The organism is Pseudomonas sp. GD04058 (assembly GCF_029836855.1).
Taxonomy (GTDB): domain Bacteria; phylum Pseudomonadota; class Gammaproteobacteria; order Pseudomonadales; family Pseudomonadaceae; genus Aquipseudomonas; species Aquipseudomonas bharatica.
Window position 1 is genome coordinate 199624 of the sequence record NZ_JAOECN010000008.1, and the last position, 12844, is coordinate 212467.

A 12844-nucleotide genomic window follows, 5' to 3' on the forward strand; every position below is an offset into this window, starting at 1 on the left:
ATGTACCAAAAAGCCCCTGGAGACGTGAGTTTCCAGGGGCTTTTTGCATTCCGGGGTTTTGTGTTGTTCTCCCGCAGCTCCCACAGGTTATGCGATCCCTGTGGGAGCTGGCTTGCCAGCGATGAGGCCCGAAAGAGCTCCGCAGGTCTCAGAAACTGACCGAAGCCGAAATCCGCGCCGTGCGCGGCGCCCCCTGGAACAGGTAGTTGTCCCCCAGGTAATCCCCCACATCCCGCCAGTAGCGCTTGTCGAAGACGTTATCCACAGTCAGGCGCAGCACCGTTTCATACCCGGCGATCTTCGTGCTGTAGCGGCTGCCCAGGTCGAAAACGCTATACCCGCCGACTTCCACCGTACCTTCCTGGTTGGCGTACTTGCTGGCGCTGTAGCGCATGCCGCCGAGCAGGGCCAGGCCGGGTGCGCCGGGAATGCTGTAGTCGGCCTGCAAGGCCGCGCGCAGGCGCGGTACGTTGAGGGCCTGGTGATCGTCGTAGGCGTCGGTGCCGCTGTCTTCGACCCGAGCGCGCGTCGCGGCGACGCTGGCATTGATCTGCAGGTCCGAGGTCGCCCAGCCGCTGGCGCCCAGTTCCAGGCCGATATTCTTCTGCTGACCCTGTTGCACGTAGGTGAAGTTCCCGGCGCCGTCGGGCCGGGCATACTGGTAGGCCTGGCGCAACTGGAAGAGCGCCGCGCTGAAGCTCATGCGCTGCCAGTCACGCTTGATTCCCAGCTCGATCTGGTGGGAGGTGGTCGGGGCGAGGATGTCCCCGCCATTGGAGGCGAACCACGGTGAGGTGCCGCCGGACGACAGGCCCTTGCTGTAGCTGGTGTAGATGGACAGGTCCGGACGCGGTTTGTAGATCAGCGCAGCGTTGGGCAGCAACTCATACTGGCGCGTGTGCCGGTTCGAGACACCGTCTTCACCGAAGGCTTCTTCGTCCAGGCGCACTTCGCGGGCGCCGATCACTGTCTGCCATTGTTCGTTGAAACTGATGCGGTCACTGAAAAACACACCGTACTGGCGGCTGTCCAGGCGTCGTTCGGTATGGCCGGGGCTGCCTGGTGCCGGATCGAAGGCCGGGGTTGCTTGATAGATGTTGGCGGTGCCCACCCACTCGTTGAAGGTCGGACGCTGATCGACGGTGCGCCGTTGTGCACTGGTGCCCAGTGTCAGTTCATGATTCACGCCGAGGGCGTCGAAGCGGCCGACAAGGGTGGCCTGGGCTTCGTCGGTGCGGCGGGTGTCGTCCGGGCTGCGGTAGTCGTAGATGTCGTAGTCGCCGTCGGGACTGAAGGTGTTGCCCAGGCCGGGACAACTGGCCGCACCGTAGCAACCCCAGGCGAACGAACTGTAGTCATCGATCACCACCCGGCTGCGCGACGCGCTCACTGCCCCGGTCCAGGCATCATTGAAGCGGTATTCGAAACGCCCGCCGAGGTTCAGCGAATCGCTCTTCACCTGGTGCGCCCAGTCCTGCCAGGCCAGGCGGTCCTTCGGGTCGATACCATGCGGCAGGCTGGTGCCGCCCAGCAACTGATAGCCCGGCACCGAATATTGCTCGCGGCTCTGGTACTCGACGTCCAGTTGCAGCAGCGCGTTCGGACTCATCTGCCAGTCGAACGCCAGGGAGGCGAAGTCCCGCTGGCCGTCGGCATGGTCCACATAGCTGCGGATATCCTCGTGCGCCAGGTTGGCGCGCAGGCCGAACTGTCGTTCGCTGCCGAACCAGCCGCCAAGGTCGGTGGCGATATAGCGCTCGCCCTGCTCGTTGCTGGACAAGGTCAGCGAGCGCACGTCTTCCGGGCGCTTGGTCACGTAGTTGATGAGCCCGCCGGGTTCCGACACGCCGCTTTGCAGCGCGGACAGGCCCTTGAGCAATTCCACCTGCTGCTTGTTCTCCAGCGCCACGTTCTGCTCGCCGGTGATGGTCTGGCCGTTGATCTTGTAGCTGTGCGCGGCGTCGAGGCTGAAGCCGCGCACATTGAAGTTTTCGTAGTAGCCGATCGGCGCGTAGGACTCGCCCACCGAGGCATCGCTTTGCAGCACTTCGCTGAGCAGGCGCACCTGGCGATCCTGCAGCAGTTGTTCGGTGAACACCGAGACCGAGGCCGGAGTGTCCAGCAGCGGTGCGGAAGAGAATCCAGCCACCTGGGTCTGACGCGGCTGATAGCCCTCATCCCTGGTGTCGGATACGTTCAGCGGATCGAGGACGACACTGTCTTCGGCAAAGGCGTACGGGTTGCTCAGGGCCAGGCCGGCGGTGAGCAGGCTGAGCGGCAGGCACGGGCGGTGCAAGGACATGCGGCAAAACTCCTTGGGGGCCGACAGCGGGCACACCGTTGTCGTTCGGAGTTGCCGGTGGCTGAAGACCCGGTACGGCGAGAGGAAGGCACGGGCGAGGGGGATGGCACTGCGCCAGGGCGTGCTGGCGCGGGCGCAATCTTAGCAGGGGCAACCGCGTTGCGGTGCCCCGATTTGCCATGTCATTGCAGAGGATGAGCGGTGTGGCAGGATGCGGGCTCAGGAGTTCGATAGCTGCCGCGGCTGCATGCGGCGGCGCCAGTTGCCGTCCAGCTTCGACCAGGTCTTGCCATCGGTCACCGCCAGTAGCTTGCGGCCATCCTTGAAGGTGGCAAGGAAGGTGATTTCCTCGCCCTTGCTGCCCAGCCAGAGCCCGGCGAGCAGTCCCAGCGGGCCGGCCATCAGGCAACCGGCGAAGCCCCAGCCAAGGGCGCTGCCCAGGTTGCGGCTGGTTTCCTGATTGGCGACCTTCATTTCCTTGATGCGCGAGAGCGCGATTTTTTCGCCCGGTGAAGGGCTCGCGGCGGTCTTGAGTGTGAGCGATCCATTGCGGTACTCGCCTTCACCTTGCAAGAAATCGCCGGATTGAACCGTGAGTCTTGTCATGGGGGTAATCCAGGTTTGAGAGGGCTTGTTGACCAGCGCTTACTCAGCCCTCCGGATACCCCCAAGTCAATTGCCAGGCGACGGAGGGTAGGGCGTCCGTCAGACAGTTCTGACCTGCATAACTTTGTTGCCACCCAGCCACCACACCAGCAGGCCGACGACACCGATCCCCAGCCCGGCGATAACGATGCCATTCCAGCCCCAGGCCTGGAACAACTGGGTACCCAGCAGCGAACCGCTGGCGCCACCGATGAAATAGCAGGTGATATAGCCGGCGTTAAGGCGGTTGCGCGCTTCCGGGCGCAGGGCGATTACCGCGTTCTGGTTGCTGACGTGGACCAATTGCACCGCCAGGTCGAGCAACAGTACACCGGCCAGCAATGCCGCCAGCGAGGTCGGGGCGAAAGCCAAGGGCACCCAGGACAGCAACTGCACCAGCAGGCCGACGGTCGTGCCTTGCGCGCCCTTGCCTTTATCGGCCAGGCGTCCGCCCCAGTTGGCAGCCAAGGCACCGGCGGCACCGGCCAGGCCGAACAGTCCGATCACACCATCGGAATACTGGTAAGGCTCGGCCTTCAGCAGGAACGCCAGGGGCGTCCAGAACAGGGCGAACAGGCAGAAGGAAATTGCCCCGAGCAATGAGCGAAGACGCAGTACCGGCTCTTCGGCGAACAACCGGAACACCGAGCCGATCAGCGCCGGATAGGCCAGGCCGGCATGCTGCTGACGTTGCGGCAGGGCGCGATACAGGGCAATGGCGCTGAGGGCCATGAGTGCGGCGGCGAGCATATAGATGCTGCGCCAGTCACCGAGGGTGGCCATAAAGCCGGCGGCGGTGCGGGCCAGAAGAATGCCCAGCAGCAGACCGCCCATCAGGGTGCCGACCACCCGGCCGCGTTCGCTCGGCTCGCTGAGTCCGGCGGCCATCGGTACCAGCACCTGGGCTACCACCGAAAACAGGCCGGTGAGCGTGGTGCCCAGCAGCAGCCACGGCAGGCTTGGGGAAAAGGCGCTGATCAACAGGCCGATGGTGGCAATGCTGATCATGCTGACGATCAGGCGGCGCTGCTCGAACAAATCACCCAGCGGCGCCAGGAGGAACAGGCCGGCGCCATAGCTGAGCTGGGCGGCGATGACGATGCAGCCGGCGCTGGCGGTGCTCAGGCCGAAGTGTTCGGCAATGCTGTGCAGCAAGGGCTGGGCGTAATAGTTGCTGGCCACCGCCAGGCCGGTGGCGGTGGCCATCAGCAGAATCAGGGCGCGACTCAGGACGGGTGTGGAACTCATGGGGCCTCCTTTCAAGAGCCGTCAGTATGGGAAATGCACTAGCATGACGCCAATGCATAGTTGTCATCGGATCAATCTCGAAAGCAGATGGATAAATGAATCTGAAGCAGATCGAATACGCCTTGGCTGTTGCCGAAACCGGCAGCTTCACTGGCGCCGCCGAGCGTTGTCACGTAGTGCAATCGGCGCTTAGCCATCAGATCGCCAAACTGGAGGAACAGCTCGGCACCCGGTTGTTCGAGCGCAGTTCGCGCCGGGTCCGGCTGACCCCGGCCGGCGAGGCCTTCGTGCCTAATGCCCGCATTGCCCTGGATGCGGCTCGGCGGATTGCCGACGAGGTGGCCGCCGCTACCGGTGAAGTGCGCGGGCGCTTGTCCATCGGCGAGATCAGTTCGCTGACCGAACTGGACCTGGTCGATCTGCTGGCCGGCTTTCACCGTGAGTACCCGAAGGTGGATATCCGCTGGCTGATGGGCAAGAGCGAGCTGATGATCGGCGATGTCCGCGAGCGGCGCCTGGATGTGGCGTTCATCGGTGTCTGGCCGGGGGAATCGCTGGACGGGGTCGAGCATCGCCTGCTGGCCAGGGAGGAGCTGGTGGCAGTGCTGCCGCTGGAGCATCGCTTGGTTATCCACAGTTGCTTGTCACTGGCGCAACTGGAGGACCAGCCGCTGGTGGACTTCCAGGCCGGCACCGGTGCACGGCGGCAGACCGACGAAGCCTTTACCGCCGCCGGCTTGCGTCACCGCGTGCAGTTCGAGGTGGGGACCACCAACCTGATCGAGAAGTTTGTCCAGCGCGGGCTCGCCCTGGGGCTGGTGGCAGAGCGGGTGGCCGCCGGGTTCCAGCGCGTGAAGGTACTGCCGGTCAGCGATGCGCCGGTGCGTCATGTGTATGCCATCTGGTCGAAAACCCCGACCCCGGCCGCCAGTGCCTTTATCCGCTTGCTGGAACGGCATCTGGCGGCGCGGTGAAGGTCAGGCGGCGAAACCGCCGTCGATGGTCAGGCTGGCGCCGGTGATATAGGCCGCTTCCGGGCCCGCCAGGTAGGCGACGAAACCGGCGATTTCCTCGACATGACCGTAGCGCCCGATCGCCATCAGCCCTATCAGGGTGTCGGCGAACTCGCTGTCGGCCGGGTTCATGTCGGTGTCTACCGGGCCGGGCTGCACATTGTTGATGGTGATGCCACGCGGGCCAAGGTCGCGTGCCAGGCCGCGGGTCAGCCCGACCAGTGCCGATTTGCTCATCGCGTAGGGTGCGCCGCCGGAAAACGGCATGCGCTCGGCATTGGTGCTGCCGATATTGATGATCCTCCCGCCCTGGCCCATATGCCGAAGCGCGGCTTGGGTAGCGACGAAGACGCTGCGCACGTTGACCGCGAGCGTGCGATCGAAATCCTCCAGGCTGAACTCGGCGACATCGCCAAGCGCCAGGACCCCGGCATTGTTGACCAGGATATCGAGGCGACCGAAGTGCCCGGCGGCCAGGTCCACCGCTTGCTGCACGGCGGCGGCGTCCGCGCTGTCGGCTTTCAGCGCCAGCGCCTTGCCGCCACCCTGGCGGATCTCGTTCTGCAGTTGTTCGGCGACGTTCTGTGAACTGACGTAGGTGAAGGCTACTGCGGCACCCTGTTCGGCCAGGCGTTTGACGATGGCCGCGCCGATGCCGCGCGAGCCGCCCTGGACCAATGCCACTTTGCCGCTGAGGTTGTGTTGAGTCGACATGCTTGATGCTCCGAAGGAACAAGGCCGGATGCCTTGTGAATGGAACCGAGTATCTGCCTGTGATTACCACTCGATAAGCCGGTAATCGCTATAGTCTGAATAAACCCTTGGTATGGAATCTCCGATGGAAACCTTCACCAGCATCGAGTGTTTTATCCGCAGTGCCGAAGTCGGCAGCTTTGCCGAAGCCGCGCGACGCCTGAGCCTGACGCCTGCGGCCGTGGGCAAGAATGTCGCCGGGCTGGAAGCGCGCCTGGGCGTGCGGTTGTTCCAGCGTAGTACCCGAAGCCTGACCCTGACCGAAGCCGGCCAGCGTTTTCTTGCCGAGGTGCGTGACAGCTTCCAGACCATCCAGCACGCCGTAACCAACCTGGCAAGCGCTGAAGGGCAACCGGCGGGGACCTTGAAGGTGAGCATGGGCACGGTGTTCGGGCGGCTGTATATCCTGCCGATGCTGGGCGATTTCCTGCGGCGCTATCCGGCGATCACGCCTGACTGGCACTTCGATAATCGTCAGATGGACCTGATTGCGCAGGGTTTCGATGCGGCCATCGGCGGCGGTTTCGACCTGCCACCCGGGGTAGTGGCGAGGAAGCTGGCGCCGGCACACCGGATCCTGGTGGCCTCGGCGGAGTACCTCGACAACTGCGGTGAAGTGCGCACGCCGGAGGATCTGGCCAGGGCCGACGGTATCCTGATCCGCTCGCCGCAGACCGGACGGGTGCGCTCATGGCCGTTGACCAGCCGCTGGCAGGAGCAGAGTCCGTTGAGCCTGCGCCAGCGCATGACCATGAGCGATTCCGAAGCGGCCTGCGCGGCGGCGGAGCAGGGCTTGGGTGTGGCACTGGTGAGCATGCCGTTTGCCGTGCCGTATCTGCAGCGCGGCAGCCTGCTGCGGGTGCTGCCGGACTGGTATGTGGATGACGGCAATATTTCGTTGTACTACGCCCAGCACAGGTTGCTGCCGGGGAAGACCCGGGTGTTCGTGGATTTCCTGATGGAGCAGTTTGTGGTGCAGGGGTTGGCGGGGCGGTTCGATGCGTTGGGCTGAGGCAGAGTTCAAGATGCTCTTTCGGGCCTCATCGCTGGCAAGCCAGCTCCCACAGGCTTTACGCGAACCTGTGGGAGCTGGCTTGCCAGCGATTGAGGCCCGGAAGAACAACTCTATTTCACGGAAATAATGACCAATGCCTGCCGCCCATTACCCACCGCCAGATCCAGTTCATCCTCTTCGAACTTGCCCAGCAGCTGCTGCCCCAATGGCGACCGCGGGGTAATCACCGTCACCAACCCATCCCCTTCGCCAATCTTCAGCCCCGCTGCCTCGGGGCCGAGAAACAGCCATTGCCGGCGCCCGTCCTGATCCTCCAGCAACACCAGGTTGCTCACCTGGATGCCGCGTTGCGCGTCGTAATCGCGCAAGCTCAGCTGTTGATAGGCCGAGCGCGCCTGACGGATCTCTTCCATGCGCCGGGCTTGTCCGGTCGCCAGATAGGAGGCTTCCAGGCTGAGGGTGTCGTATTTGTTCTCGGCGATGTTCTCTTCCGCAGTAGCGGCTTCGTAGGCGGTCTGGGCGGCGCGCCGGATCATGTCCAGGTCGACGTCCAGACGCTCGACGATGGCGTTCAACAGCGTTCGCTTGTCGGGTTCAGCGGCAGAATTCAAGAACATTGGCCCGGCTTTTCTCGGTAGGTGCAGTGCGGTTCTGTTGCAGCCAGAACTGGCATCTGGGATTGGAAAGGTTGCGTGGGTTTTTCTCGGCGCTGTCGAAGGCGTCCTCGACCTGTCGGGTCTGCAAGGCCTGTTGGTATTGCTCGAACATCCGGTTCTGTTCCGGCGATTGCTCCTGGGCGCCCGGATAGCGAGCGGCCGGTGGCTGTGCCGGCGCCGGCGCCGGCGCAGTGAGCGGCTGGCTGATCACTGAGGCCACTGGTTCGCGCACTTGCGGCACGAACTGCCAGACACCCCAGAGCGTCAGGCCGATAGCGATGAAGCCCAGCCACAGGCCAAGGGCGACACCCAGCGCCAGCGGCAGGATTTTGGCAGAAACCTTGAATGAACGCGGACGGGTTCGGTAGGACATGAAAGCCTCCTGGCCAGGAAAGGGACGGGATTGTCGCACGATGGATCTTTTGTCTGGAGCCGATAATCCGGACAATCGACGATTATTCGTTCGCGGTGCAAGAGGACCTGCCATGAAACCGACCTGGGACATCTTCTGCTGCGTCGTCGACAACTACGGTGATATCGGTGTGACCTGGCGCCTGGCCCGGCAATTGGTTGCCGAACATGGACTGGCGGTGCGGCTTTGGGTGGATGAGCCCAAAGCCTTCGTGCGCCTGTATCCGGAGGCGGATGTCGAGGCCCTGTGCCAGGTCTGCGAAGGGGTCGAGGTACGCCGCTGGGAAGCGCAGTGGCACGTGGAGGAGGTGGCCGATGTGGTGATCGGGGCTTTCGCCTGCCAGTTGCCGCCGGCCTATATCGAGGCCATGACGCAGCGCGCCAGCCCGGTGCTATGGCTGAACCTGGACTACCTCAGCGCCGAAGACTGGGTGGAAGGTTGTCACGGCCTTCCATCGCCGCAGCCGAACGGGTTGCGCAAGGTGTTCTTCTTCCCCGGGTTTACCGAGCGCACCGGTGGCTTGCTGCGCGAGGGCGATTTGCTGGAAAGGCGCGAAGCGTTCGACCGAGAGGTGTTTCTGCGCGACATAGGTATTACCCTTCAGCCCGATGCCCGGTTGATTTCGCTGTTTGCCTACGAGAATGGCGGATTGGCCAACTGGTTCGATGCCCTCGCCGAGGACGCCAGGCCCAACCACGTGCTGGTACCGGAAGGGCGAATCCTGGGTGATGTGAAAACCTGGCTGGCTGTGGATAACCTTGCCGTCGGAGATACCCACAGGCGCGGTGCCCTGACCGTGCAGATCCTGCCTTTCGTCCGCCAGGACGATTACGACCGGCTGCTGTGGAGCTGCGATTTCAATGCAGTACGTGGCGAAGACTCCTTCGTTCGTGCGCAATGGGCCGGCCAGCCGCTGCTCTGGCACATCTATGTGCAGGAAGAGTATGCCCACTGGGAAAAACTCGAAGCCTTTCTCGATCGCTATACCCAGGGCCTTGAACCCAGCGCTGCGGCGGCTCTGGTGGAGCTGTGGCGAGCCTGGAACATGGACCGGGACATGGGCCTGGCATGGAAGCAGATGTTGCCGCACTGGGATGAACTGGCGTTGCACGCCCGTCATTGGTGCGCGGAACAGGCCGCCCGGCCGGACCTTGCCAAGGCGCTGGTGCAGTTTTACCGAAATTGGATATGATACGCGGCCTCGATTTTTATAAATCCATCCAGATTCGGATACTTTGTAATGAAAACTGGTAAAGAGCTGAAACCCGGTACCGTACTGCGTATCGACAACGACCCGTGGCTGGTCCAGAAAGCGGAGTTCACCAAGTCGGGCCGTAACAGCGCGATCATGAAGACCAAGCTGAAGAACCTGCTGACCGGCTACAAGACCGAAACCGTCTACGGTGCGGACGACAAGCTGGACGACGTGATCCTGGATCGCAAAGAAGCGACCCTGTCGTTCATCAGCGGTGACACCTACACCTTCATGGACACCACCGACTACACCATGTACGAGCTGAACGCCGAAGACATCGACGCCGTTCTGCCGTACATCGAAGAAGGCATGGAAGACATCTGCGAAGCCGTCTTCTTCGAAGGCCGCCTGGTTTCCGTAGAGCTGCCGACCACCATCAGCCGTCAGGTCGTCTACACCGAAAACGCTGCCCGTGGCGACACCTCCGGCAAGGTCATGAAGCCTGCCAAACTGAAGAACGGTACCGAGATCCAGGTTGCCGACTTCATCCAGATCGACGAGTGGATCGATATCGACACTCGCGACAACAGCTTCAAAGGCCGCTCCAAGAAGTAATCTTCCTGGCGTCCACGAAAAAACCCGGCCTTAGCCGGGTTTTTTTGTGCCTGTGGAAAATCAGACGCTCACATGCAGGCGCACATCGACGTTGCTACGGGTGGCGTTGGAGTAGGGGCAGACCTTGTGGGCTGCGTCTACCAGGGCCTGGGCGTCGGCTTGCTCGAGGCCCGGCAGGCTGATGCGCAGGTCGATATCGAGGCCGAAGCCGCCTTCGATCTGGCCGATGCCGACCTGCGCGGTGATCGCGGTTTCGCCGGGCAACTGGCGCTTGCCCTGGGCGGCAACGAATTTCAGCGCGCCGATGAAGCAGGCCGAATAGCCGGCGGCGAACAGCTGCTCCGGGTTGGTTGCCGCACCGCCAGCACCACCGAGCTCCTTCGGCGTGGCCAGTTTCACGTCAAGGATGCCGTCGCTGGAGAGGGCACGGCCGTCGCGGCCACCGGTGGAGGTTACGGTTGCGGTATAGAGCGCTTTCATGGAGAGATCCTCGAACCTTGATAAGTGTTTGGCGTTTGGGGCGCCGGCTGGGTACGGGGGTAAAGTTAGTTCACAAATATTTAGTGCGCAAGATAAATTTTCGAATTTTTCCCTACCAGCTCTGCGATGGGGGCGGACAGCGAAGTCGAAAGCCCCGTCGCAGAGCCGTTTAAAGGTTCTTTTGCAATTGCTCGCGCAGTTCCAGCAGTTGCGCTTGCAGTTGTTGCAGTTGCTCCATCGACTGGCCGCTGGCACCGAGGATGCAATGCGGGACCCGGCGTGCCTGCTGTTGCAGCTCCCGTCCGGCGTCTGTCAGTTCGACGATCACTACCCGTTCGTCTTCACGGCTGCGGGTGCGCTTGAGCAGGCCTTCGGCTTCGAGGCGTTTGAGCAGTGGGGTAAGGGAGCCGGGATCGGTCAGCAGGCGATGGCTGATTTCGCCTACGGTCAAGGCATCCTGTTCCCACAGCACGAGCATCGCCAGATACTGCGGATAGGTCAGGCCAAGTGCCTGGAGCAAGGGTTTGTACACCTTGGTCATCAGCAGTGATGTTGAATGCAGGGCGAAGCACACCTGGTTGTCGAGGAGCAGTTCGTCACAGCGTTCGGGAGCTGGGGTATCGGCGTTCATGCAGATCCTTTTATTCGTCAGGCTCTTGAATATTAGCACGCAAGTTTTTAGCGCGAATGCCAGCTCAGTTCGCTCTGTAGCGCAAGATCCCAGGGCGGCACCGGGCTGAAACGGCTCTTGAGGAATTGGAGAAGCAAACGGCTGCGAGAGTTCGTTTCATGTTCGAGGCGCAGCGCGTAGACGCCGCTGGTTTCGGCGGCAGGCAGGCCGTTTTCGCAAAACAGCGGCAACAGTTCGCCACGCAGCAGGTATTCGCTGATCAGCCAGGTCGGCAGATGGGCGATGCCGAGGCCGGCCAGGGCGCCGAATAGAAGGGTCTCGGCATTGTTGGCGGTCATGCGCATGCGTGATGGGCGCAGCAGGCGCATCTGTCCGTCCACTTCGAAGCGCCAGGCGAAGGGCGGAGCAAGGCCGTCCCAGTCCAGGCCATCATGTTCGGGCAGCTCGGCGGGGCTGGCCGGCAAACCGCGCTGGCGCAGGTAGGCCGGGCTGGCGCAGGCGATGCGCACCATGTAGGCCAGTGGCGTCGCCACCAGGCGGGTGTCGGCCAGGGGGCCGGCGCGCAATACCAGGTCTACCTCGCCGAGATGAGCACCCTGCATATCGACGAAGCTGTCGATCAGGCGCAATTGCACATCGAGCCCAGGATAGGCGACCAGGAAATCGGCGATGGCCGGCGCCAGGTGGCGGCGCCCGAAGGCCGCCGGCGCGTCTATACGGATCAGGCCCTCGGGGGCATTGCTCAGGGAGACGGCCTCGGCCCGGGCCAGGCGCAATTCCTCGACGATACGCCGGGCCCGCTCGGCAAAGGCATTGCCCGCCGGGGTCGGGCGCACTGCATGGGTGCTGCGTACGAACAGGCGGCTGCCCACGGCACTTTCCAGATTGTCGATACGCCGTGCTACCGCCGAGGGTGTCAGGGGATGACGTCGGGAAGCGGCGGAAAAACTGCCGGTTTCGAGAACGTCGAGGAACAACTTGAACTGCTCGGTGAGGGCGTCGGGGTTCATGGCGATGGGTTTGCTTATGCGAAAGTGGCAAAGCCATTGTGCGCTGCTGTGCGTTTCCCCGCTAGCCGCAGATCGGTAGCATGCTTGCCATCAAACAGTGGGTGAGGCCGGCATGATCGAGTGGTTGATGTACATCGTCCTGGGTGCGGTCCTGGGCACCGTGGGTGGTCTGTTCGGTATCGGTGGTGGCTTGATCGCCATCCCGGCGCTGGGGGTGCTGTTTGGCCTGGACCAGCAGTTGGCCCAGGGCACGGCGTTGGTGATGGTTGTGCCCAATGTGATGCTGGCGCTGTGGCGTTATCACCAGCGCAACCGCATCGAGGCGCGGCATGCGGTGCCGCTGGCGGCGGCCGGTTTCGTGTTTGCCTGGCTGGGTTCCCTGTGGGCGGTAGGCGTGGATGCGCGTGCGATGCGTATCGGCTTCGTCGCGTTTCTTGTCGCCCTGGCGGCGTGGAATGTGCTGCGGATGTTCATGAAGACGGCGCAGCCTTCCAGCGAGTTGCGCCATCCCTGGCCGTGGCTGGGCGTGCTCGGCAGTTTCTCCGGGGTAATGGGCGGTTTGTTCGGCGTAGGTGGCGCGGTTGTGGCGACGCCTGTGCTGACCAGTGTGTTCGGCACTACCCAGGTCGTGGCCCAGGGCTTGTCGCTGGCCCTGGCCCTGCCGAGCACCGCGGTAACCCTGGCGACCTATGGCTTCCACCAGCATGTGGAATGGTCCATGGGTATTCCGTTGGCAGTGGGCGGCCTGCTTAGCATCAGCTGGGGCGTGAAGCTGGCCCATGCCATGCCGGAGAAGATGTTGCGCTCGCTGTTCTGCGGGTTCCTGGTGATCTGCGCGCTGATGCTTGGGTTCAAGATCTAGCTCTGAT

Annotated in this window: 14 protein-coding genes; 5 read left to right on the forward strand and 9 right to left on the reverse strand. The window is 63.0% G+C overall.

Annotated features, from left to right (window positions below):
- Positions 1 to 148: 148 nt before the first annotated feature.
- The 3 genes from N7650_RS10150 to N7650_RS10160 all read right to left on the reverse strand — a co-directional run bounded on the left by N7650_RS10150 (position 149) and on the right by N7650_RS10160 (position 4195).
- Positions 149 to 2302: a TonB-dependent siderophore receptor gene (locus tag N7650_RS10150; RefSeq protein WP_279898062.1), complete on the reverse strand. Its 2154-nt coding sequence runs from the start codon at positions 2300 to 2302 to the stop codon at positions 149 to 151.
- Positions 2303 to 2521: 219 nt separating this feature from the next.
- On the reverse strand, positions 2522 to 2908 hold the full coding sequence (locus N7650_RS10155) for a hypothetical protein (RefSeq protein WP_279898064.1): 387 nt from the start codon (positions 2906 to 2908) through the stop codon (positions 2522 to 2524).
- 99 nt (positions 2909 to 3007) lie between these two features.
- The gene (locus N7650_RS10160; RefSeq protein WP_009406656.1) at positions 3008 to 4195 is read right to left on the reverse strand and encodes an MFS transporter; all 1188 of its coding nucleotides are present in this window, start codon (positions 4193 to 4195) and stop codon (positions 3008 to 3010) included.
- A gap of 95 nt (positions 4196 to 4290) precedes the next feature.
- On the opposite strand from N7650_RS10160, the gene N7650_RS10165 reads away from it, so the two are divergent.
- The gene (locus N7650_RS10165; RefSeq protein ID WP_279898065.1) at positions 4291 to 5169 is read left to right on the forward strand and encodes a LysR family transcriptional regulator; all 879 of its coding nucleotides are present in this window, start codon (positions 4291 to 4293) and stop codon (positions 5167 to 5169) included.
- Between the two features lie 3 nt (positions 5170 to 5172).
- Here the strand turns inward: N7650_RS10165 and N7650_RS10170 are convergent, their stop codons facing one another.
- The gene (locus tag N7650_RS10170) at positions 5173 to 5922 is read right to left on the reverse strand and encodes a 3-oxoacyl-ACP reductase FabG (protein ID WP_279898066.1); all 750 of its coding nucleotides are present in this window, start codon (positions 5920 to 5922) and stop codon (positions 5173 to 5175) included.
- Between the two features lie 124 nt (positions 5923 to 6046).
- Between N7650_RS10170 and N7650_RS10175 the strand changes: the two genes are divergently transcribed.
- Positions 6047 to 6973, forward strand: a complete 927-nt coding sequence (locus N7650_RS10175; RefSeq protein ID WP_279898067.1) for a LysR family transcriptional regulator — start codon at positions 6047 to 6049, stop codon at positions 6971 to 6973.
- Between the two features lie 113 nt (positions 6974 to 7086).
- Here the strand turns inward: N7650_RS10175 and N7650_RS10180 are convergent, their stop codons facing one another.
- A complete protein-coding gene (locus N7650_RS10180) occupies positions 7087 to 7512 on the reverse strand; it encodes a transcription elongation factor GreAB (RefSeq protein WP_279898079.1) in 426 nt (141 codons plus the stop codon).
- Between the two features lie 58 nt (positions 7513 to 7570).
- The gene (locus N7650_RS10185; RefSeq protein WP_279898068.1) at positions 7571 to 8005 is read right to left on the reverse strand and encodes a hypothetical protein; all 435 of its coding nucleotides are present in this window, start codon (positions 8003 to 8005) and stop codon (positions 7571 to 7573) included.
- A gap of 112 nt (positions 8006 to 8117) precedes the next feature.
- Here N7650_RS10185 and earP point away from each other — a divergent pair, with 112 nt between their 5' ends.
- Both earP and efp read left to right on the forward strand, forming a co-directional pair.
- A complete protein-coding gene (gene earP / locus N7650_RS10190) occupies positions 8118 to 9236 on the forward strand; it encodes an elongation factor P maturation arginine rhamnosyltransferase EarP (RefSeq protein WP_279898070.1) in 1119 nt (372 codons plus the stop codon).
- A 48-nt stretch (positions 9237 to 9284) separates the two neighbouring features.
- Positions 9285 to 9854 (forward strand): elongation factor P, encoded by a 570-nt coding sequence (gene efp / locus N7650_RS10195; protein WP_009406582.1) that lies wholly within the window; start codon positions 9285 to 9287, stop codon positions 9852 to 9854.
- 60 nt (positions 9855 to 9914) lie between these two features.
- On the opposite strand, the gene N7650_RS10200 is transcribed toward efp, so the two are convergent.
- The 3 genes from N7650_RS10200 to N7650_RS10210 form a co-directional block, all read right to left on the reverse strand.
- On the reverse strand, positions 9915 to 10334 hold the full coding sequence (locus N7650_RS10200) for an organic hydroperoxide resistance protein (RefSeq protein ID WP_279898072.1): 420 nt from the start codon (positions 10332 to 10334) through the stop codon (positions 9915 to 9917).
- Between the two features lie 169 nt (positions 10335 to 10503).
- Positions 10504 to 10965, reverse strand: coding sequence for a MarR family transcriptional regulator (locus N7650_RS10205; RefSeq protein ID WP_037062174.1), 462 nt, complete (start codon positions 10963 to 10965; stop codon positions 10504 to 10506).
- 47 nt (positions 10966 to 11012) lie between these two features.
- A complete protein-coding gene (locus N7650_RS10210; protein WP_009398333.1) occupies positions 11013 to 11975 on the reverse strand; it encodes a LysR family transcriptional regulator in 963 nt (320 codons plus the stop codon).
- Positions 11976 to 12087: 112 nt separating this feature from the next.
- Between N7650_RS10210 and N7650_RS10215 the strand changes: the two genes are divergently transcribed.
- Complete coding sequence (locus N7650_RS10215) at positions 12088 to 12837, forward strand: sulfite exporter TauE/SafE family protein (RefSeq protein WP_009398334.1); 750 nt, start codon at positions 12088 to 12090, stop codon at positions 12835 to 12837.
- Positions 12838 to 12844 lie beyond the last annotated feature (7 nt).

What these genes read in the sequence shown, in the direction of transcription:
- N7650_RS10150 (WP_279898062.1), bottom strand. Translation starts at nt 2,302, where the DNA reads ATGTCCTTGCACCGCCCGTGCCTGCCGCTCAGCCTGCTCACCGCCGGC.
- earP (WP_279898070.1), top strand. Translation starts at nt 8,118, where the DNA reads ATGAAACCGACCTGGGACATCTTCTGCTGCGTCGTCGACAACTACGGT.
- N7650_RS10200 (WP_279898072.1), bottom strand. Translation starts at nt 10,334, where the DNA reads ATGAAAGCGCTCTATACCGCAACCGTAACCTCCACCGGTGGCCGCGAC.
- N7650_RS10210 (WP_009398333.1), bottom strand. Translation starts at nt 11,975, where the DNA reads ATGAACCCCGACGCCCTCACCGAGCAGTTCAAGTTGTTCCTCGACGTT.
- N7650_RS10180 (WP_279898079.1), bottom strand. Translation starts at nt 7,512, where the DNA reads ATGATCCGGCGCGCCGCCCAGACCGCCTACGAAGCCGCTACTGCGGAA.
- N7650_RS10160 (WP_009406656.1), bottom strand. Translation starts at nt 4,195, where the DNA reads ATGAGTTCCACACCCGTCCTGAGTCGCGCCCTGATTCTGCTGATGGCC.
- N7650_RS10155 (WP_279898064.1), bottom strand. Translation starts at nt 2,908, where the DNA reads ATGACAAGACTCACGGTTCAATCCGGCGATTTCTTGCAAGGTGAAGGC.
- N7650_RS10215 (WP_009398334.1), top strand. Translation starts at nt 12,088, where the DNA reads ATGATCGAGTGGTTGATGTACATCGTCCTGGGTGCGGTCCTGGGCACC.
- efp (WP_009406582.1), top strand. Translation starts at nt 9,285, where the DNA reads ATGAAAACTGGTAAAGAGCTGAAACCCGGTACCGTACTGCGTATCGAC.
- N7650_RS10175 (WP_279898067.1), top strand. Translation starts at nt 6,047, where the DNA reads ATGGAAACCTTCACCAGCATCGAGTGTTTTATCCGCAGTGCCGAAGTC.
- N7650_RS10185 (WP_279898068.1), bottom strand. Translation starts at nt 8,005, where the DNA reads ATGTCCTACCGAACCCGTCCGCGTTCATTCAAGGTTTCTGCCAAAATC.
- N7650_RS10205 (WP_037062174.1), bottom strand. Translation starts at nt 10,965, where the DNA reads ATGAACGCCGATACCCCAGCTCCCGAACGCTGTGACGAACTGCTCCTC.
- N7650_RS10165 (WP_279898065.1), top strand. Translation starts at nt 4,291, where the DNA reads ATGAATCTGAAGCAGATCGAATACGCCTTGGCTGTTGCCGAAACCGGC.
- N7650_RS10170 (WP_279898066.1), bottom strand. Translation starts at nt 5,922, where the DNA reads ATGTCGACTCAACACAACCTCAGCGGCAAAGTGGCATTGGTCCAGGGC.